The organism is Bradyrhizobium sp. SZCCHNS3002 (genome assembly GCF_032377435.1).
Taxonomy (GTDB): domain Bacteria; phylum Pseudomonadota; class Alphaproteobacteria; order Rhizobiales; family Xanthobacteraceae; genus Bradyrhizobium.
The window spans coordinates 73,978-92,217 of sequence record NZ_JAUHHY010000012.1; the positions used below are offsets into that span (position 1 = coordinate 73,978).

Sequence of the window (18,240 nt, forward strand, 5' to 3'; positions counted from 1 at the left end):
GCTCACCACTTGATCAGGATCGCATCGAAGCGATCGCCCATGTTCGGAACGAAGAAGTCGCGGAAGGCCTCAGGGCTATCGAATCCGTCGGCGCAGGCCTCGGCGGCGAACGCGCTGCCCGGCGCATCACCGGGCGACCAGAACAGCACGGGATCGCCGTCGCGCCAGCCGTAGGGGCCATTGATGCGGACGCAGGGATAGCGATCCGCATTCATGGGCTCGACATAGGTGTGCCAGATATCGAGGTGATAGACCCGGATCGGATCACCATCGCCCTGTTTTGCGATGCCGAGCAACTCGCGCTCCCGCGTGCGCGACTTCCACCACAGATGCAGGTCGTAAGGAATCGTGCCGCCGTTCTCGTCCCACGCCAACAGCTGCTCGGCGCGCGGACCATAGCCGCGATAGGTCTGCCGCTTGACGCGCTGGTCACCGACATCGACGCCGCGGCGCTGCTGCAGTCCGGCGACGATCCAGGGGCGCATGGCGGGCACGGAGAAGCTGATCAGCATGAGCCACCCTCCTGCGCCCGCAGGATCTCCGCCGCCGCGCGCCCCAGGATCGACGCCGGCGAGCCGTCGGGATTGCGCTTCATCGACTTCGCGATCTCCTCGATCGGATGGCCATACTGGATCAGCAGCGACATCAGGATGGCGGCATCGCTCACCAGCGTGTCGACCGGCGTATCCACCTTCGCAGCGTTGACGAACACCTCGACAACGGGCCCGAGCAAGCCACGCTCGACGCAGACCAGCTCACGGCCCAGGTCGACATTGAAGAACTGGTTTTCGTGATGGATCGAGATGCGCTCGATCGCGCGTCGGTTGGCTGGGCGGCGGCGAGCGGTCATGCGACGCCCTCAACCGTCGCCGGGTCGATCCCCGGCCGCATCCGATTATCGCCGCCGGTGAGCTGGGCGTGCCAGTTGGCGAGCGCCGCGGCCGTGCTGATCGTGTGATGCTTGGCCTTGCCAAGGTCGCCGCCGATCGCGGCCGTCGCGGCCTTCTGCGCGAGGTACCCGATCAGCCAGAACCAATCGAGCGGCGCCTTGCCGGCATCATGCTGCACGCCCCAGCGCTCGACCTGGTGCGCCGCCTCGAGCGGAACGCCCTTGAGGAAGTCGTCGACCTCAGGCCGGTTCAACAGACCCTGCAGCCGCTCGACCTCGCCGAGGAGGAAGATCCCGTTGTCGTGGGTCAGCCTGCCGCCGTCGGTCACATGATCGCGCAGGATCTGCGTCATCGGTACCAAGCTCATGCCGCCTCTCCCTCCGCTTGCTTCGGCGTTTCCCACTCCAGCTCATCGCCCCACGCAACCCAGCCTGGGCGCCGGCGGCGCGCGTTCAATTCGAGATACGGGCCTTCCACCAGGCGCTCGATGCGCTCCAGCCAGGCGTCAGGCTTGCGCGAATGCTCCATGACGGGCGCGACGATCAGCTGGCGGACGTCGGCATAGAGCCGCTTCGGCGCGCCGCGGGTGCCGAGCAGGCACATCTCCGGATTGGCGCGGGTCCAGTAGCCCTGACCGAACGCCCATGTGCTGTCATCGAACGGGTCGGAGACGTCGTCGCTGTTTGTCTTGGCCCAGGTGAAGGCGACGGTCTTGAACTCGAAACCCCAATGGGTCATCAGCTCGATCGCGCCATGCAGGTACCAGTCAACGACCCACATGAAGAGCGCGCAGTCCTTGGCTGCGAGCTCGGCAACCGGCATGTCCTTGATGCGGTCGAGACCTTCGGTCTTGTAGTGTGTGTTCGCCGAGCGGCCGTCGCCGGCATCGGAAAACGCTTCGAACTTCCACTGCGGATCGCAGCCGATCGCGCCGGCGCGCCAGCCGGTCAGCGCGAGGTTGCCGAGATCGGCGACGCAGCAGCCGCCCTTGGTCCGCTCGGCATGGGCCTGGCGCCGTGCGGCGACCTCGGCCGACTTCGCCGCGTCCTTGACGGGATCGACGATGATGGCGCGGCCGGCGCGAAACTTCTCCCGCGCGTGCTCGATCACTTCCTCGAAGGCCTGCTCCTCGAGCGCGGCAGCGCGCTTGGCGACCATCGACAGCTTGCGGTCGATCTCGACCTCGTCGAGGGTGGGGACGTCCGGATTGTCCTTCTTCTTCTGCCCGCGGGCGAGCAACCGACCCTGCTCCTCCGCCGCCACCATCAGCACGCCGAGGCGGCGCTCGGCGCGCATCTGTAGCACCATCGCCTCTTCCATCAGCGCACGGTCGCGGATCTGGCGGGCGAACAGCTTGAGGTGCGGCAGCTCGTCGACGATCGACAGCACGGTCTCGATCGTCGCGGCTTCGGCCAGTGCTGCGCGAGCGCGGTTGTAGGCTTCGAGGACGGTGGTCATCAGTCGCTCGCCTCCGGGCCGAGGCGCCGCAGCCAGCGGGCGGACAGCACGCGCCAGAGCGTCGTCTTGTCGGCCGCGGCCTTGGCCCGGCCCTTGGCGATGCCCTCGACCGAATCCATCCGGATGACCTTGGCGAGCGCATCGAGATCGACCTTTGGCCGCTCGTTGCAGAGAATGTGCTCGACCGCCGTGATCGCGCCGGCCGGGATCGGCGCCATCTCGCCCTTGACCAGGCACTCAAGGATCCTGCGGGCGGTGACGACGCCGCGCTTTTTGATCAGCTTGCGGATCAGGCTGACGGCCTTGGTCTCGCCGATCTTGATATCGCAGCCCTGATTGAAGTCACGGATGGTGACGCCGGCGCGCTTGCAGACCCTCTGAACGTCGAGTGCGTCCTCGTCGCCGGCGGCGCACAGCGCCTGATAGATCGCGATCGGCCCGACGCTGATGCGGTCGGTATTGTGGCCGACGAAGGCTCGCGCGCGGGCGGCGAGGTCGGGCGCCTGTATGACGAAGCACGGGAGCTCGGCCACACCGAGGCTCGCCGCGGCGATCGCGGTGTGCTGGCCGTCGATGACGTGATGCAGCCCGCCGTCGTCGACCACGATCGGCGGCTTGACGCGGTCCCAGGCGAAGCTGCGATAGATCTGCTCGATCAATCGCAGCGACTGCCGCGACAGATCGCGCTGATAGGTGCCGTCGACATGCAGCGCCGTCGGCGCGATCCAGCGCAGCTCCGGCCGCTGCCCCACGACCTCTGCGCCAGCGATGCCGGCGAACGTCATCGGCTTGATCGGGCGGAGGCTGCTCATCGGGCGCGCTCCGGCATGGCGTTGTGCTCGACACCATCAAGCAGGCGGCCGGCGCCCTCCTTACCGACATTGACCAAGGCGTAGCCCTCGATCTGCTGATAGGAGAAGCCGCGGCCGTTCAACATGACCTTGCGCTTGGTCGACGGAAGCTGCTGCGAGAGGGCAAAAGGCTTGTACATGCCCCATTGCTTGAAGAAGAACGCCACCCCCGCGGCCTGGCATTGATCGCGCAGCGAGCGCGCCCAGTCCGGATGCATCGGCCGCGCGTTGCGGCCGCTCTCGCCGCCGACGATGACCCAGTCGATCACGGCGCCGCCGAACTCCTGATCGTCCTCGACGTCGACATCGCACTCGAGCGCGCTGTGATGATCCTCACCGCCCTCGAACGCCCTGACGATGTCGTCGAGTTCAACCGGTCCCAGCAGCGGCTCGGCGCTGACGAACCGCACGGCCGCCGGCGTCTTCTGCAGGTCCGGAATGCGCGCGTTGGCTTCCTGCTGGCGCTCGACGGAGACGCCGAGCCAGACGTTCGGGAGTGGCATTTCAAGAGCGCCTCGGCGATCGCCGACGTTGGCCGGAAGATCGTTGATCGCCCGACAAATCGCTGCGTTGCCCATCCCATTGCGTGCTGTCAGATACTTCCGCATCCGTTCGCTGCGCTTCGTCACGACCTGGAACGTATGCTGCGGGCACAGCGCCATCACCGCGAAGATCTTGTCGAGCCACTCGTCCTTGACGAAGCGGCCGAACAGATCGGTCATCGATCCGACGAAGATCTTGCGCGGCCTGGTCCAGCGCAGCGGCAGCCGCAGCATGTTGTCGTCGAGGAACAGCTCGACGTCGCCATTGTCGAGATGGCCGGGCTTGAACGGCAGTCCGGTCCCGAGCCTGATGTTCATGCCCTCGGCGTAGCAATTGATGCAGCCGGTGGTCGCGTGCTCGCAATGCCACCCGAGCGCGTTCTGCGCCTTGGTGCCGACCTTGCGCGTCAGTCGCGCCCGGATCGGATTCCAACTCGCATCCGTCCATTCGATCTTGCTGCGATCAGCCACGGCCCACCCCCCTCTCGGCGCACAGTTGCCGGAACGTCTCGTCCTTCAGCAGCGGCAGCGCTGCGGCGATCAGCATCAGCCAGGGCGTGGCCTCCGGCGCCTGGCCGTCGGTGTGCTGCAATCCTTCGAGCGCGGCGATCACCACGAGCGGCGCATGCGTGTGGCGCGTCGTCTCCGCCGGCAGCGCGTCGATGCGGCGGATCTCGGCCAGGGTGAGCGCTTCGAACTCGTTCAACGGCCGCGGCCGGCGCAGCGTCGCCTCGACGATCTCGATCAGGTCCTGCATGTGCTTCGACAGCGGCTTCATGCATCAGCCCCGCGGCTCGGCGCCGGCGAGCGCGCGGCGGATGGCGTTGATGCGCTCTTGGCGGGCGCCGACGGCTGCGCCCCACTCCGGCGCATCGGCGTTGGCCGCCTCGAGCTGGGCAAGCTCGGCGCGCAGCTGCTCGCGCCGCAATGCCTCGCCGGCGGCCTTGGTCGTGGCGTCGATCGCGTCAACATCCGGCGCCGGCGTGTCGCCGCCGCACAGCATCCACGATTTGTAGCGGATCGCCCTGACGGCATCGCGCGCGATGTCCTGCCAGAGATCGCGCATGTTGAGCGCGGCGCCGTCCGCTGCCGCTTCGGCACCGGCGTCGATGATGCCCTTGCAGACCACGACGAGGATCCGCACCAGCTTGATCAGCGGCCCGGTGCCGGGCGCCGCAGTGAGCTGCAGCACGCCGAGCTCAATGCGGTTCATCTCGATCAGCAGCGCGCGGTCGTCGCTGCGCCCATCGAGAAACGAGGTCGCCGCGGCGACGGCCTGGCCGGCGAGCAGGTTGGCGGCGTCGAGCGGCGAGAGATGGGCGCCAGGCGTGCGGACGTCAGTCATGGGGCGATCTCCGGAGTGCGGCGGCGGTGATCAGCGCTCCGGCCGCGAAGCCCGATGAAAAAACCGCCGAGCGCGCAGAGCGAGTGAGTGCCGACCCACTGCAGCGCATTCCAGAGTTCCGAAGGTCCGTGTGCGAACATGGCGGTCACTCCGGCCAGCGCGGCAAAAGGGGCAGCACCATCACCTCGCCAGCGAGGCGCACGCGGCAGGGCCGCGCCGGCCGCGCGTGGAACGGGATGACGTTGCGGACGGCAGCCGACGAGGGGACGTCGCGGCCGCCGTCCGCGGCCGCCGCGGCGCCGAGGGGCAACTCTGGTGTCGCGGTGGGTCGGTGATGAAGGGGCGTAGTTCGCCGGCCCGGCTCGTACTCGATGCGGAGCACCGGCAGGATCAAGACGACCGCAGCCTCGCTTTGCGGAGTGACTGGTCTCGAGTTGCCCGGAAACCTGATCGGAGGAACGGCGCCCGTCTCTGTCGTCGCCATCACAGCACCCCGTCCATGCGCTCGAAGCGGCGGCGGGCAAGGAGGTGTCGGGTATCGTCGGTCAAGGTCGTCACGTCGCCGCGCGATGCCGCGCGCTGTTGCAAGCGCTGCAAGGCAGCGGCGTCGATGTCGAGCCGGCTCGCCTCGGCCTGCCCCTCGCGCCGGTTGTCCCACAGCGCCCAACAAATCGCGAGCAGCGCGACGAGCGCCAGGATGCCGCTGAACAATGTGTAGAACTGCTCTTGCGTCAGATGCTCGGTCGCCATGTCCCCCTCCCCCCATTCGCGCCTCAGCGCATCCCGTCCCAGCGCAGGTTGCTCATTCGATCAGCCCCTGCTGCACGGCCTCGATCTCGCGCTGCGCCTCGATCAGCTTGCGGCGCGCGGCGTTGACGTCGAGCTGTTTCTGATATTTGGAAAACCACTCGGGCCGGGCCTCGCCCATCAGCGCAAACAGCACGTCGCGGCCGAGCGCCGAACGCAGCAGTTTGGCGAGCTGGCCGGCATTTTCGCTGCGATGGCCGGACAGCAGCTTCTGGCAATTGCCGAGCGGCTCATCGATCAAAATGCTGAGATGATGCGCGGCCTTCGTCTCCGGCAGCAGCGCCTTGACGCGCGCCATCACCGGCGAAATCCGATTCCGGATTTGCGCTTCTTGATTCCGGTTCGGGAAATGGGCCGATTTGGCGTTGCTGCGGGCGCGGGCTACCGGGGAGGTCATGAGAAGGACCTCCGATCATCGCCGCCACGCGGCAAAAACGGCCGATGTGACGAAGCGCCGCGATCTCGCCGCGCTCCGGCATACATCAAACGACGGGATGGAACGCATCGAGAGGTTGTGTCATCATGGTGCCACCAGCGCACCACCCCATCGACACAGGTCCTCCCATGAGCACGGTCATCATTTGGCCGGGGCGCCGTCATGCGCGCGCCTCCGCAACACTCTTTGCCAACGCCGCCAGCGTTTCGAGCGAGACGATGCGCCCTTCGCCGGGCAAAGCCGGCATCGCGACGAGATCGGCCCAGTACATCGACGGAATACCCCGCGTGCGCCAGCCGCTCACTGTAGGAGAGGAAATGCTCAGCGACCTCGCAACGGCGCCGGTCCCGCCCAGCGCGTCGATGATCGCACCCCATGTCAGCGACGAATCAGTCATAGGCATCGACTTAGTTCGCAAATCGCGAACCGGTCAAGGGGTCGCATATTGCGAAACGACTTTTCGCACCGCTTATGGTGCGATGGCGTCCATGGATACCGACGACGACATCCGCCTCAGGCTGATCGCAGTACGCGAACACCTCGGCAAGACACAGACCGAATTTGCCGAGGCCTTGGGTCTCGGCAAGAACGTCTATAACCCGTTCGAAACGGGTAAGCGTCCGCTGACGATGGAAGCCGCGCGCCGAATCCGCAAGCGCTTCGGAATCTCGATCGATTGGCTGCTATTCGGCGATGTCGGCCAGCCCTCCGAAATCATCGCCCGCAACATGGGACCTCAGCCAAAGCAACAGCAGCGCCTGCCGGAGCCCCGAAAGGCTGCGGCCAAGAGAGCCAAGAGGTAGCCCAGGCAGAAATTCGCAAGTTGCGAACTTTCTGATTGACGGTTCGCGAATTGCGAACTAGAGTTCTCCCGTCCAACCACGGGAGATCAGCGATGACCCAACACCAGATCGACGCCCGGATGCAGCGCCTGATGATCGCGCTGGACGGCGGGAAGATCACCCAGGCGGAGTTCGAGGCTCACCTGGACGCGCTGCGGAAGGAGATCCCGGCCTGAGGGCCGGGACCACCCTTTGCGCCACCGCATCCGGGAGACCCGCCATGACCTCGCAACAGCACGCCGATCATCTGCTCGAAGTCTGGCAGACCAATCGCAAGCTGCCGCCGCTGCTGCGGCTGCAGAAAATCGCCTGCCTGGAAGGCCCGCTGATGCCGGTACCGGTGCGCGTCAACGCTTCGGCTGCCGACCTCGATCGCACGCTCGCTGCCGTCAACACCGCCATGCAGGAGCCGGCGACATGATGGCCGCCCGCATCTGGCTCGCCATCGCCATCGGCTCGGCCGTGGTGCTCGCCGGCGCGCTGTTGCTGCCGGATCTCGAGCAGCCGCGGCCGCGCTGCCTCGCCGGATCGATCACGACGCTCACCACCGACTGCGCCATCGCCAGGGGGACACGCCATGCGCAATCCGAACGCCCTGCTCGTCATGATCCGTGAGCTAGTCGGCGACGACAAGGTCCGCCGCGCCGCGCCGCTCGCCTGCGACCAGATCGCCGAGGAGCTCGCCCGCTTCCGGGCCGCGCTCGCCGGCGCCGCCGAGCCGCCCTTTCCCGCAACCAACCACGGAGATGCCATGGCCCCATGACGCGCGGGAGGGCCCGACGGTCCGTCGGCCCCCGTGTCATTCCACCCGTCCGGCCCCCAGGATTTCTCGCCGATTTGCCTGGGGGCTTTTTCCTTTTCGCAGGCACCCGCACGAATGAGCAAATGGCTGCAGATAGATGTCGAGCGTTGTCTCCATGTGGATCGGGGCAGCAACGTCATTCTGTGTGATCGATTCATCCAGCCCGGCGCGACAACTTTGGTGCTGCGGATTTCCAACCCCGAAATCGAGAAGCTTCGCCGTCAGATCGACGATCATGATGAAGGTCATGCCATGACCGACCAGATCGCGGGCAGCGGACGAAAGACGCCCGGACAGCTGGCCTACGAAGCGGATTGTGCGCTGCAGCCGGACTATGACGACCGCGACGGCCATCAGGCCGGCATCCCGCGCAAGACCTGGGACCAACTCAGCGCGATCGCGCGCGACAGCTGGGAGCGCGATCCGACCGTGCGAGCCCGGCATCCCGGCTCCCTCGACACGATGGAGCCGCGGGGATGACGACGCGCTCGGCTCTTGCCAACAGCCCCGAACGCATCAAGATGGCCCGCGCCGTCGCGATCTCCGGCGAGAGCGAGCGCACCCTTCAGGCCGCGGCGGCCCGCGGCGACATTCCGGGCGCTGCCAAGCCGTTCAAGTGCTGGACCTTCGACGAGGCGAAGCTGCGGGCCTGGCTCGCCAGCAAGGAGCGGAAGCCATGCCGGATCGACCCGACCGAGGCCGAGGAGCGAAGCCAGCGCCAGCGCACACGTTCCTCCGCGGCTCGATCTGGTGGGCGCGGTTCCAGGTGGGCGGCCGGGAGTTCCGAGGAAGCCTATCAACGCGCGATGAGCGCGTTGCGCGGAAACGGGCCGAAGAGTGGCGCCAGCGCGAGATAGGCGCGGCCAAGTTCGGCGAGCACCGGAAAACCTATGTCGACGTCTTCGCGGCCTGGTCGCTGCACATCGCCGACCAGGTCGGCGAGCAGACCCGCCGGCGCTACGCCGTCTCGCTCGGCCAGCTCGAGCCCTGGCTGAAGCCGCTGTTCTTCGACGAGATCGATCGCGAGTTGATTGGCACCATCGTGCGCGAGCGCCGCGCCAAGGGCGTGACCACGGCCACCATCCGCCGCGACCTCACCGCGCTGTCCAGCGTCATCGAATACGCCATCGACGAGGGCTGGCGACCGGATCAAAGCAACCCTGCGCTGTCCCGGCTGAAGCGGCTGAAGGAGGTGCGCGACCCGATCGTGCTGCCGCTGGCCGAGGACATCGACTATGTCGTCGCCAGGGCGCCCGGCAACTTCCGTCGGCTGATCGAGGCGGCCCGCGAGACCGGATGCCGGCAGGATGAGCTGGTCAAGGCGCAGCGGCGGCTGCTGGACGCGGAGCGTCGCCAGCTGACCATTCGCCGCAAAGGCAACGAGATCCGCACCATCAGCCTTTCGCCGGCCGCATGGGCGGTGCTGGCGGCGATCCCGGCGCATCTGACCGGCCCGTGGCTGTTCTGGCACGGCAACGGCGAGCCCTATCGCAACGTCTCGGCCCGGTTCAACGAGCTGGTGAAGGCGGCACAAAAGGCGGCACAGCGGGAGGAGCGCGAATTTCACCCCTTCACCTTCCACCACCTGCGCCACTTCTACGCCGTGCACCACCTGAAAAACGGCGGCAATATCTACACGTTACAGCAGCATTTGAACCACAAGAGCATCACGACGACGGAGCTCTATTTGACCTTCCTGACGCCGGAGGAAGCCGCCGCGGCCAAGGCCGGCCCGTCACAAAGCCCGGCACAGCTAGAACGGTTTGAGCGCTCGCAGCCCAAGGAAAGCAGTTGATCCAGCACAATATTTCACTATTTGCGCAGGTCGACGGCATCAGGCTTGCTAAACCGTTATAGGGTTGTAAAGCCCTATCGAGGGTTCGAATCCCTCCGTCTCCGCCAGCCGCCCTTGGGCGCGGCCAACAGCCCCCTCCCCCCAGATCATCCGCATCAAAGCCGAGCCGTTCACGCACCTGCCGGATCGCAACGGAGCGTGGCCGTCGTGATCACGGTTGCCGCTCAATCCCGCGCGGTTCAATCGAACAAGCCACGGCTGATGTTGATCACGAAGGCGGCGGGCACGCCGATGATGGTGCCGACGAACCCATAGCCGAGCGCAGCCCACCATGACGCTGCGCCTCCTGCTCCCATCGCGGCACCATAGATGGCGCCGAGACCGGCACAGAGGGCGGTCACCACGACGAGGCGGCGGTCATTATGGGCCTCGACCCGCAGACGCTTCAACTCGCGCCGGCTTTGCACCGCAGGCCCGGCCGGCTCGGTCGATCCACAATGCGGGCACGCCACTGCGCTGAAGGAGACGCCGCTGCCGCAGTCATGGCAGTCGATCAGCTCTTGCCGCCGCGCCTGTCGCCGTGCCTGGCCCATGCCGTCAATCCCGCTTGTCTGCGTCACACCGAACGACAGATAGGAGATTTATGGGCGCGCGACGAGGCCCGCTTCCGACGAGAATGAGCGATCGGGCGAGATCCGCCAAGCCGCGGCTTGGCTCGCTCAGTGCGCGGTCATCCAGGCGCGCGCCTCGCGCTGCGCGGTCGCGATCTCGGCGTCCGACATCTGCTCGGCGACCTCGCGGCGCATGGCCACGGCATCGACGCGGCCCCTGAGGGCGGCGAGATTGAACCATTTGTGCGCGGCGATCAGATCGACCGCACCGTCGCGACCGCTCGCATAGAGCATGCCGAGCTCGAACAGCACATCGCCGCTGGCGCCCTGCTCCGCGGTGGTCACGTCATCGAAATTGAGTTGTCCCTGAAACATCGTCGCTCTCCTTCGCTTCGAGGAGGCGGCTGGTCACCCGAGCACGCCCCCGTCCAGCTGTTCAACGCCTGGTTATCCCCATGCCGTCTCGCGGCTTATGCGCGAAGGATGACCGATCAAGTTTGAAAGGCAGTTTAAACATCGTGCTGAACGAGCCCTGAACGCGGAACCCCGCATTTTCCCGGGCCGGGTTCAATGCATTGATTCGAAATGGATTTTTCAACTCGGCAAAGAGCGGTTTACCGTTCTGTTTGGCAAACTCATAACCATCCGCGAAAGCGCCTCACCGCGCTGGCGCGAAGCGCACCACGCCGCTGGTCAACAGCCGCATCGCGACTGGACACGTCTCGACAGCACGTGCGGGAGATTGCGCAGCGCGAGCACGCCTGCGCCGAGCTGCTGATGATGCTGTTCGTCTATGGGGAGGTTGGAGGCACACAGTCGCCAAGGGCGCGGTGCTCAGGGATCGAGGGCGTCGGCGAACACGTCAGGATCAGATCCCACTCTGGCTGATAGCCGCTCGTGAGATTGCAGACCGGAAACGCGATCTGCACCGAACGAAGAAATCCTGTTTCTTCTGCCGGACCGCACCGCGAGCGAAGCCGCTCTCGAGTTCGATCCGACCGTTGACCTGATGTCTCGCCGACACCCTCTATCGTCTGTTGGAGCTTCAGGAGATCCGCCCGGCTCTCGAGGAGCCATGCAGACCTAACGTTCCAACGACGTGCCGGCATCAGCTGCCGGACTCATCTCGCAGAGGACTGCGAGAGTTACTTCTTCTTGGCGACCTTCTTGGTCTTCTTGGCAGTCTTCTTCGCCGCGGTCTTCGCGACCTTCTTCACTGCCTTCTTCGCCTTCTTCGCTTTCTTGGCCATGTTGCCCTCCGATGTGAGATGGCTTAGTCGATGCGTGCACTCGGGAATCGAGCTGCACTCCTCATCGATACACCAACGAGTGAAAAAAAACAGCTTCCGGCTTAAGGAAGTGTTGACAGGCGCGCGCGCACGCGGCTGGCGCAACGCGCGAAGCAGCGCGTCGATCGATCGCGAAAATCCAAACGTCTCTCTGCGCAAGGCCGCGATCGCAACTAATCGCGATTGCGCAAAAAGCCTGTGCTGCAAGTATTTTTCTGAGCGACTGAACGGCACGTCGCACGCGGCGACGCCGGCGTGTCGGCGTGCAGACTCGCACCGCGAGAGCAACGCGCGGACTCTGAGTCGTAAATTTTGGCAACGAAAAAATTTTCATTGCACACGTCCTCGTGTGCGTCCGAACGCTCGGCAACGGTGGCTTTTTTGCGAATCGCATGCGGCGATTCGTCGGACCGCGACGCCAAAACAAACGGCGCGCACCAGGTGCGCGCCGCTGGAACGAAGACGAGCGAGCGTCGTTCAGATGCCGAGCTTGCTCTTCAGGAGATCGTTCACCGCCTGCGGGTTGGCCTTGCCGCCCGACGACTTCATCACCTGACCGACGAACCAGCCGGCGAGCTGAGGCTTGGCCTTCGCCTGCGCGACCTTGTCCGGATTGGCGGCGATGATCTCGTCGACGACCTTCTCGATCGCGCCGAGATCGGTCACCTGCTTCATGCCGCGGCTCTCGACCAGCTCGCGCGGGTCGCCGCCTTCGCTCCAGACGATCTCGAACAGGTCCTTGGCGATCTTGCCGGAGATCGTGCCTTCGCCGATCAGCGCGACGATCGCCGCAAGCTGAGACGCCGAGACGGGCGACGACGCGATGTCACGGCCTTCCTTGTTCAGCCGGCCGAACAGCTCGTTGATCACCCAGTTGGCGGCGAGCTTGCCGTCGCGCGCCCGGTCGGACAGCGCCTCCAGGACGGCCTCGTAGAACGCGGCGCTCTCGCGCTCGGCGACCAGCACGGAGGCGTCGTAGGGCGACAGGCCGAAATCCGCGATGAAGCGCGCCTTCTTCTGGTCCGGCAGCTCCGGCAGCGCCGCCTTCAGCTCGTCGACGAAGGACTGCGAGAACTCCAGCGGCAGCAGGTCCGGGTCGGGGAAGTAACGGTAATCATGCGCCTCCTCCTTGGACCGCATCGAGCGCGTCTCGCCCTTGTCGGGATCGAAGCGGCGGGTTTCCTGCTCGATCACGCCGCCGTCCTCGATGATCTCGATCTGGCGCCGCGCCTCGGCCTCGACCGCCTGGCCGATGAAGCTGATCGAGTTGATGTTCTTGATCTCGCAGCGGGTGCCGAGCGGCGCCCCCGGCTTGCGCACGGAGACGTTGACGTCGGCGCGCAAGGAGCCCTTCTCCATGTCGCCGTCGCAGGTGCCGAGATAGCGCATGATCGAGCGCAGCTTGGTCACATAGGCCTTGGCCTGCTCGGCGTCGCGGATATCCGGCTTGGAGACGATCTCCATTAGCGCCACGCCGCAGCGGTTGAAATCGATATAGGACAGCGACGGCGACTGGTCGTGCAGCATCTTGCCGGGGTCCTGCTCGATGTGCAGGCGCTCGATGCCGATGGTTGCGGTCTTGCCGCTGTCGAGCTCGACCGTGATCTCGCCCTCGCCCACGATCGGGTCCTTGTACTGGCTGATCTGGTAGCCCTGCGGCAGGTCGGGGTAGAAATAGTTCTTGCGGTCGAACACCGAGCGCAGGTTGATCTTGGCGTTCAGCCCGAGCCCGGTGCGCACGGCCTGGCGCACGCATTCCTCGTTGATCACCGGCAGCATGCCGGGCATCGCCACGTCGACCAGCGAGACGTGGGTGTTGGGATCGCCGCCGAACGCGGTCGAGGCGCCCGAGAACAGTTTCGACTTCGAGGTGACCTGGGCATGGATCTCCATGCCGATCACGACCTCCCAGTCGCCGGTGGCACCCTTCATCAGCTTGCCGCTGGTTGCCGTCATGGCTCTAACTCCCAAGCAGTGCGGAGACGATCCGCTCGAATTCGATATCCAACGCATCTTTCGCGACCGGCTGCCCGGCCTGGCGATACCAGTAGCCGGCATTGCCGAGGTCGCCCTCGACGCGATGCAGATGCGCGTGCGCCCAGGCCGCGTCGCGGCCGGACTCGTCCTGAATGATCTTGTGCGCCCGGTCCCAGTCGCCCTTCGCCAGCCACCACAGGCCGCTCAGCACAGGCGACAGTTCGGCCGCGGGCGCATCGCCCGCGAGGCTCGTCCTGAAATCGGCGACGCCTACCACCACCGGACCGGCGTGAAGCGCCCCGCCGCCTGCTCGATGACCTCGCCGAGAGAGAACAGCGTCTCCTCGTCGAACGGGCGGCCGATCAGCTGCAGCCCGAGCGGCAGGCCCTGACTGTCCTTGCCGGCGGGCACCGCGATGCCCGGCAGGCCGGCCATGTTCACGGTCACCGTGAATATGTCGTTCAGATACATCTCGACCGGATCGGCGCCGCCCTTCTCGCCGATGCCGAACGCGGCCGACGGCGTCGCCGGCGTCAGGATCGCGTTCACGCCCTTGGCGAAGCAGTCCTCGAAATCCCTCTTGATCAGGGTCCGAACCCTCTGCGCCCGGATGTAATAGGCGTCGTAGTAGCCGGCCGACAGCACATAGGTGCCGATCATGACGCGGCGGCGCACCTCGGGCCCGAAGCCCTCGGCGCGGGTGTTCTCGTACAGCTCGCCGATGGACTTGCCAGGCACCCGCAGGCCGTAGCGGACGCCGTCGTAGCGGGCGAGGTTCGAGGACGCCTCCGCTGGCGCCACGATGTAATAGGCCGGCAGCGCGTATTTGGTGTGCGGCAGCGACACCTCGACCAGCTCGGCGCCGGCCGCCTTCAGCCAGGCCGCGCCCTCGCTCCAGAGCTTTTCGATCTCGGCCGGCATGCCGTCGAGCCGATACTCCTTGGGGATGCCGATCTTCATGCCCTTCACGGACTTGCCGATCGCGGCCTCGTAGTCCGGCACGGGGATGTCGACCGAGGTGGTGTCCTTCGGGTCGTGGCCGGCCATCGAGCGCAACAGGATCGCCGCATCGCGGGTCGAACGCGCGATCGGGCCGGCCTGGTCGAGCGAGGAGGCGAAGGCGACGATGCCCCAGCGCGAGCAGCGGCCGTAGGTCGGCTTGATGCCGACGGTGGCGGTGAACGCTGCGGGCTGGCGGATCGAGCCGCCGGTGTCGGTCGCGGTCGCGCCCATGCACAAGAGCGCAGCCACCGCCGACGCCGAGCCGCCGGACGAGCCGCCCGGCACCAGCGTGGTGTTGGAGCCCTCGCGGCGCCAGGGATTGCCGACCGGGCCGAAGCACGAGGTCTCGTTGGACGAGCCCATCGCGAACTCGTCATTGTTGAGCTTGCCGAGCATGACGGCGCCGTCGCGCCACAGCTGCGAGGTCACGGTCGACTCGTAGGTCGGGACGAAGTTGCCGAGGATCTTCGAGCACGCGGTGGTACGGACGTCCTTGGTGGCGAACAGGTCCTTGATCCCGAGCGGAATGCCGGCCAGCGGCCCGCCCTCACCCTTGGTGATCTTGGCGTCGGCGTCGCGCGCCATCGCGCGCGCCTGGTCCGGCGTCTCCATCACGAAGGCATTGAGCGCCCGCGCCTCCTCGATCGCCTTGAGATGGGCGTCGGTCAGCTCGAGCGACGTGAAGGTCTTGCTCGCGAGACCCTTGCGGGCCTCGGCGAGCGTCAGCGAAGTCAAATCGGTCATTTGTTGATCGGGCTGCAGAAGAACGGGGAGAGCGTCTTGTCGTCGGCGGCGTCGTCCGCGAAGAACTTGTTCTTCGCAGGGGAGGCTTTCTTGGTATTGGCGGCCGCTTCGAGCTGGTCGAGGATCTCGTTGACGGCCTTGTCCGGGTCGGCGGCCTTGCCCTGCCGCTCCATGGCGTCGAGATAGTCCATATAGGCCTTGTAGGCCGCTTCATCGTCGCAGAGCAGGCACATCGGCGTTGGCTCGCTTGTCGGTTTGAAGGAGCGGATCACGCGCGACGGGCGCGCGGACCTGCCTCGGCTATTCCACCTGGCTATTCCACGACCTTCGGCACGAGAAAGAAGTTGTTCTCGGTCATGGGCGCGTTCTTGACGATGTCGTCGGCGATGTCGCCGTCGGTGACGACGTCCTGGCGCTTCTTCATCGCCATCGGGGTCACCGAGGTCATCGGCTCGACGCCCTCGACATTGACCTCCGAGAGCTGCTCGACGAAGGCCAGCATCGCATTGAGCTCGCCCTGCAGATGCGGGACCTCGGCGTCAGTGACAGCGATCCGCGCCAATTGCGCGATCTTGCGGACGGTGGCGGCATCGACCGACATTATATAGGGCCTCACGGGAAACAGTGAACCCGCCCTATAGCAGAGCCGGCTTTCGCGCCGCAACCGGCAGCCTCCGGACTTTCCCAGGGCACCGCCCCCCCCCCGTGACGCCGCCTTTGGCGTCAGCCCGCCAGCTTCGCAAGCCGCGCCAGCGCCTGTTCGGCCAGCGTCCGCGTCAGCTCGGCCCCCGGCAGCTCGCGGCCGAGCGGCAGCGCCTGCCCGGCCCAGAGATTGGTGAAATCGACCTTGCCCTGCTTCTCCGCGGCCGCCTTGAGCGGGCCGAGCGCGGTCGCGGCATGAGGAAACGCCGGCGCGTCCGGCGAGATCGGCCCGACCTCGCGCATCACCCGGTTGGCGACGCCGCGCGCGAGCCGGCCGGTCATCACGTTGGTAATAACGGTGGATTCGTCATCGGCGGCGGCAAGCGCGGCACGCGCCAGCACGCTGACCTTGGATTCGGGGCAGCGCAGATAGGCGCTGCCGATCTGCACGCCGGAGGCGCCGAGCGCGAACGCCGCGGCGATGCCGCGCGCATCGGCGATGCCGCCCGCCGCGATCACCGGGACATCAACCGCATCGACGATCTGCGGCACCAGCGCAAACGTCCCGACCTGCTCGGCGAGCTTGTCGGTCAGGAACATGCCGCGATGGCCGCCCGCTTCCGCACCTTGCGCGATGATGACGTCGGCGCCGTTCCGCTCCAGCCACACCGCCTCGCGCACCACGGTCGCGGACGCCATCACGACCGCGCCTGTCGCCTTCACGCGGGCCAGCAGCGACGGCTCGGGCAGGCCAAAATGGAAGCTGATGATCTCCGGCTTCAACTCCTCGACGACGGCGCACATCGCGGCATCGAACGGCGCACGGTTCGCGGCCGGGACCGGAGCGTCGGGATCAACGCCGTACTCTTGATAATATGCGCCGAGCCGCTTCTTCCACCCGGCCTCACGTGCCGCGTCGGCCTCGACGGGCGTGTGGCAGAAGAAGTTCACATTGATCGGCGCCGAGACGCGCTGGCGGATGATGTTGACCTGCTCGCGGGCCTTGTCCGCCGAGAGCATCGCGCAGGGCAGCGAGCCGAGCCCGCCGCCTTGCGCCACCGCGATGACGAGATCGGCGTCCATCACGCCGGCCATCGGCGCGAGCACGATCGGGTGCTCGGTCTTGACGAGATCCAGGAAGCGGCGGTCGGGCCACATGATTTGCTCCTATTGCTTGGCGAAGACGGCGGACGAGTTGCGCCGCCCTTGCAGGATCTGCTCGGCCTCATCGACGATGCGCGCGACGATCTCGGCGGCCGGCGGGATATCATGGATCAGGCCGACCGCCTCGCCGGCAATGACCGCGGCGATATCGAAATTGCCTTCCGCCCTCGCCTTCACATAGTCGGCCGACACGCGCTCGACCTGCTGCAGCAGCTCGACCTCGCGCCCGATCCAGCGCCGCGCATGGTCGTTGACCAGGCAGCGTCCGGTAAACGGCGCCGGCCAGACATTGTTGCGCGACAGGTCGAAGACGATGCCGCGCACGGTCTCGCCTGATTTTGCCGCGCATATGCGGCGCTTGGCTTCGTCTGCACCGGCAGCTTCCTGGCTGGCATAGAAGCGCGTGCCGAGCAGCACGCCATCGGCGCCGAGCGTGAGCATCGCGGCAAGACCGCGGCCATCGGCGAGACCACCGGCGGCGGCCACTGGCACGCGACCGGCTGCGAGATCGATGATGGCCGGCACGATGTCGAGCGTGGTCCGCGAGGCGCCATGGCCGCCTGCTTCGGTTCCTTGCGCGATCAGGACATCGGCGCCGGCCGCGATCGCCTGCTCGGCCATGGCCTCGTCCTGCACCTGGCAGATCAAGCGCGCGCCCGCCTGCTTGATCGCCGGTGCAAAGCGCCGGGGATCACCGAACGACAGCATCACGGCGGTGGGCTTGGCCGCAAGCGCGATCTCGAGCAACTCCGGCTGCTTCGCCAGCGACCAGGTGATGAAGCCGATGCCGAACGGCGCACGCAGGCCATCGAGCTTCGCTGTCTCCTGCATGAGCCAAGCGCGGTTGCCATAGCCGCCGCCGAGAATGCCGAACCCCCCGGCACCGCTGACGGCGCGCACCAGCCGCGCATCGGCAATCACATCCATCGGCGCCAGCAGGATCGGATGATCGATGCCGAGCCTCTCCGTCAGCGCGGTTCTCAGCGGCATGAAGACTCTCCTGCGCTCTGGACGCGGACATTAGGCGCGGGTAGCATTCTCTG

General features: G+C 66.4%; 28 protein-coding genes. 7 read left to right on the forward strand and 21 right to left on the reverse strand.

Annotated features, from left to right (window positions below; translation table 11 throughout):
- Positions 1–2 precede the first annotated feature (2 nt).
- The 12 genes from QW845_RS24295 to QW845_RS34180 all read right to left on the reverse strand — a co-directional run bounded on the left by QW845_RS24295 (position 3) and on the right by QW845_RS34180 (position 6,732).
- The gene (locus QW845_RS24295; protein ID WP_315804058.1) at positions 3–512 is read right to left on the reverse strand and encodes a hypothetical protein; all 510 of its coding nucleotides are present in this window, start codon (positions 510–512) and stop codon (positions 3–5) included.
- Positions 506–850 (reverse strand): hypothetical protein, encoded by a 345-nt coding sequence (locus tag QW845_RS24300; protein ID WP_315804059.1) that lies wholly within the window; start codon positions 848–850, stop codon positions 506–508. Before QW845_RS24300 ends, QW845_RS24295 begins: the two co-directional genes overlap by 7 nt.
- A complete protein-coding gene (locus QW845_RS24305; RefSeq protein ID WP_315804060.1) occupies positions 847–1,257 on the reverse strand; it encodes a hypothetical protein in 411 nt (136 codons plus the stop codon). The genes QW845_RS24300 and QW845_RS24305 overlap by 4 nt, the downstream gene beginning before the upstream one ends.
- Complete coding sequence (locus tag QW845_RS24310; protein ID WP_315804061.1) at positions 1,254–2,348, reverse strand: MT-A70 family methyltransferase; 1,095 nt, start codon at positions 2,346–2,348, stop codon at positions 1,254–1,256. Before QW845_RS24310 ends, QW845_RS24305 begins: the two co-directional genes overlap by 4 nt.
- The gene (locus QW845_RS24315) at positions 2,348–3,160 is read right to left on the reverse strand and encodes a ParB N-terminal domain-containing protein (protein WP_315804062.1); all 813 of its coding nucleotides are present in this window, start codon (positions 3,158–3,160) and stop codon (positions 2,348–2,350) included. Before QW845_RS24315 ends, QW845_RS24310 begins: the two co-directional genes overlap by 1 nt.
- Positions 3,157–4,212, reverse strand: coding sequence for a phage Gp37/Gp68 family protein (locus QW845_RS24320; protein ID WP_315804063.1), 1,056 nt, complete (start codon positions 4,210–4,212; stop codon positions 3,157–3,159). Before QW845_RS24320 ends, QW845_RS24315 begins: the two co-directional genes overlap by 4 nt.
- Complete coding sequence (locus tag QW845_RS24325; RefSeq protein WP_315804064.1) at positions 4,205–4,519, reverse strand: hypothetical protein; 315 nt, start codon at positions 4,517–4,519, stop codon at positions 4,205–4,207. The genes QW845_RS24320 and QW845_RS24325 overlap by 8 nt, the downstream gene beginning before the upstream one ends.
- A 3-nt stretch (positions 4,520–4,522) precedes the next feature.
- Entirely contained in the window at positions 4,523–5,086 is a 564-nt protein-coding gene (locus tag QW845_RS24330) for a hypothetical protein (RefSeq protein WP_315804065.1), read from the reverse strand.
- 145 nt (positions 5,087–5,231) lie between these two features.
- Positions 5,232–5,570 (reverse strand): hypothetical protein, encoded by a 339-nt coding sequence (locus QW845_RS24335; RefSeq protein WP_315804066.1) that lies wholly within the window; start codon positions 5,568–5,570, stop codon positions 5,232–5,234.
- Positions 5,570–5,836, reverse strand: a complete 267-nt coding sequence (locus QW845_RS24340; RefSeq protein WP_315804067.1) for a hypothetical protein — start codon at positions 5,834–5,836, stop codon at positions 5,570–5,572. Before QW845_RS24340 ends, QW845_RS24335 begins: the two co-directional genes overlap by 1 nt.
- Positions 5,837–5,888: 52 nt before the next feature.
- Entirely contained in the window at positions 5,889–6,191 is a 303-nt protein-coding gene (locus tag QW845_RS24345) for a hypothetical protein (RefSeq protein WP_315804068.1), read from the reverse strand.
- 298 nt (positions 6,192–6,489) lie between these two features.
- Positions 6,490–6,732 (reverse strand): carph-isopro domain-containing protein, encoded by a 243-nt coding sequence (locus QW845_RS34180; protein WP_409997959.1) that lies wholly within the window; start codon positions 6,730–6,732, stop codon positions 6,490–6,492.
- A gap of 85 nt (positions 6,733–6,817) precedes the next feature.
- Here QW845_RS34180 and QW845_RS34185 point away from each other — a divergent pair, with 85 nt between their 5' ends.
- From QW845_RS34185 to QW845_RS24380, 7 genes are all read left to right on the forward strand, one after another.
- Positions 6,818–7,132, forward strand: coding sequence for a helix-turn-helix domain-containing protein (locus tag QW845_RS34185; RefSeq protein WP_409997960.1), 315 nt, complete (start codon positions 6,818–6,820; stop codon positions 7,130–7,132).
- Between the two features lie 92 nt (positions 7,133–7,224).
- On the forward strand, positions 7,225–7,347 hold the full coding sequence (locus QW845_RS24355) for a hypothetical protein (RefSeq protein WP_315804070.1): 123 nt from the start codon (positions 7,225–7,227) through the stop codon (positions 7,345–7,347).
- Positions 7,348–7,391: 44 nt separating this feature from the next.
- Positions 7,392–7,592, forward strand: a complete 201-nt coding sequence (locus QW845_RS24360) for a hypothetical protein (protein ID WP_315804071.1) — start codon at positions 7,392–7,394, stop codon at positions 7,590–7,592.
- Entirely contained in the window at positions 7,589–7,786 is a 198-nt protein-coding gene (locus QW845_RS24365) for a hypothetical protein (RefSeq protein ID WP_315804072.1), read from the forward strand. Before QW845_RS24360 ends, QW845_RS24365 begins: the two co-directional genes overlap by 4 nt.
- Positions 7,776–7,934 (forward strand): hypothetical protein, encoded by a 159-nt coding sequence (locus tag QW845_RS24370; RefSeq protein ID WP_315804073.1) that lies wholly within the window; start codon positions 7,776–7,778, stop codon positions 7,932–7,934. The genes QW845_RS24365 and QW845_RS24370 overlap by 11 nt, the downstream gene beginning before the upstream one ends.
- A 114-nt stretch (positions 7,935–8,048) precedes the next feature.
- Positions 8,049–8,453 (forward strand): hypothetical protein, encoded by a 405-nt coding sequence (locus tag QW845_RS24375; RefSeq protein ID WP_315804074.1) that lies wholly within the window; start codon positions 8,049–8,051, stop codon positions 8,451–8,453.
- Positions 8,454–8,649: 196 nt separating this feature from the next.
- Positions 8,650–9,768: a site-specific integrase gene (locus tag QW845_RS24380; RefSeq protein ID WP_315804075.1), complete on the forward strand. Its 1,119-nt coding sequence runs from the start codon at positions 8,650–8,652 to the stop codon at positions 9,766–9,768.
- Between the two features lie 239 nt (positions 9,769–10,007).
- Here QW845_RS24380 and QW845_RS24385 read toward each other — a convergent pair whose 3' ends face one another.
- The 9 genes from QW845_RS24385 to QW845_RS24425 all read right to left on the reverse strand — a co-directional run bounded on the left by QW845_RS24385 (position 10,008) and on the right by QW845_RS24425 (position 18,187).
- Positions 10,008–10,361: a hypothetical protein gene (locus tag QW845_RS24385; protein ID WP_315804076.1), complete on the reverse strand. Its 354-nt coding sequence runs from the start codon at positions 10,359–10,361 to the stop codon at positions 10,008–10,010.
- A gap of 126 nt (positions 10,362–10,487) precedes the next feature.
- Positions 10,488–10,754, reverse strand: a complete 267-nt coding sequence (locus QW845_RS24390; RefSeq protein ID WP_315740271.1) for a hypothetical protein — start codon at positions 10,752–10,754, stop codon at positions 10,488–10,490.
- A 1,391-nt stretch (positions 10,755–12,145) separates the two neighbouring features.
- Positions 12,146–13,624 (reverse strand): Asp-tRNA(Asn)/Glu-tRNA(Gln) amidotransferase subunit GatB, encoded by a 1,479-nt coding sequence (gene gatB, locus QW845_RS24395; protein WP_315804077.1) that lies wholly within the window; start codon positions 13,622–13,624, stop codon positions 12,146–12,148.
- Positions 13,625–13,628: 4 nt separating this feature from the next.
- Entirely contained in the window at positions 13,629–13,925 is a 297-nt protein-coding gene (locus tag QW845_RS24400; protein ID WP_315804078.1) for a hypothetical protein, read from the reverse strand.
- On the reverse strand, positions 13,916–15,391 hold the full coding sequence (gene gatA / locus QW845_RS24405) for an Asp-tRNA(Asn)/Glu-tRNA(Gln) amidotransferase subunit GatA (RefSeq protein ID WP_315804079.1): 1,476 nt from the start codon (positions 15,389–15,391) through the stop codon (positions 13,916–13,918). Before gatA ends, QW845_RS24400 begins: the two co-directional genes overlap by 10 nt.
- Positions 15,388–15,624, reverse strand: a complete 237-nt coding sequence (locus QW845_RS24410; RefSeq protein WP_315804080.1) for a hypothetical protein — start codon at positions 15,622–15,624, stop codon at positions 15,388–15,390. The genes gatA and QW845_RS24410 overlap by 4 nt, the downstream gene beginning before the upstream one ends.
- Positions 15,625–15,704: 80 nt before the next feature.
- On the reverse strand, positions 15,705–15,992 hold the full coding sequence (gatC, locus tag QW845_RS24415; protein ID WP_315804081.1) for an Asp-tRNA(Asn)/Glu-tRNA(Gln) amidotransferase subunit GatC: 288 nt from the start codon (positions 15,990–15,992) through the stop codon (positions 15,705–15,707).
- 122 nt (positions 15,993–16,114) lie between these two features.
- Positions 16,115–17,191, reverse strand: coding sequence for a nitronate monooxygenase family protein (locus QW845_RS24420; RefSeq protein ID WP_315804082.1), 1,077 nt, complete (start codon positions 17,189–17,191; stop codon positions 16,115–16,117).
- Between the two features lie 9 nt (positions 17,192–17,200).
- On the reverse strand, positions 17,201–18,187 hold the full coding sequence (locus tag QW845_RS24425) for a nitronate monooxygenase (RefSeq protein WP_315804083.1): 987 nt from the start codon (positions 18,185–18,187) through the stop codon (positions 17,201–17,203).
- Positions 18,188–18,240: the final 53 nt, after the last annotated feature.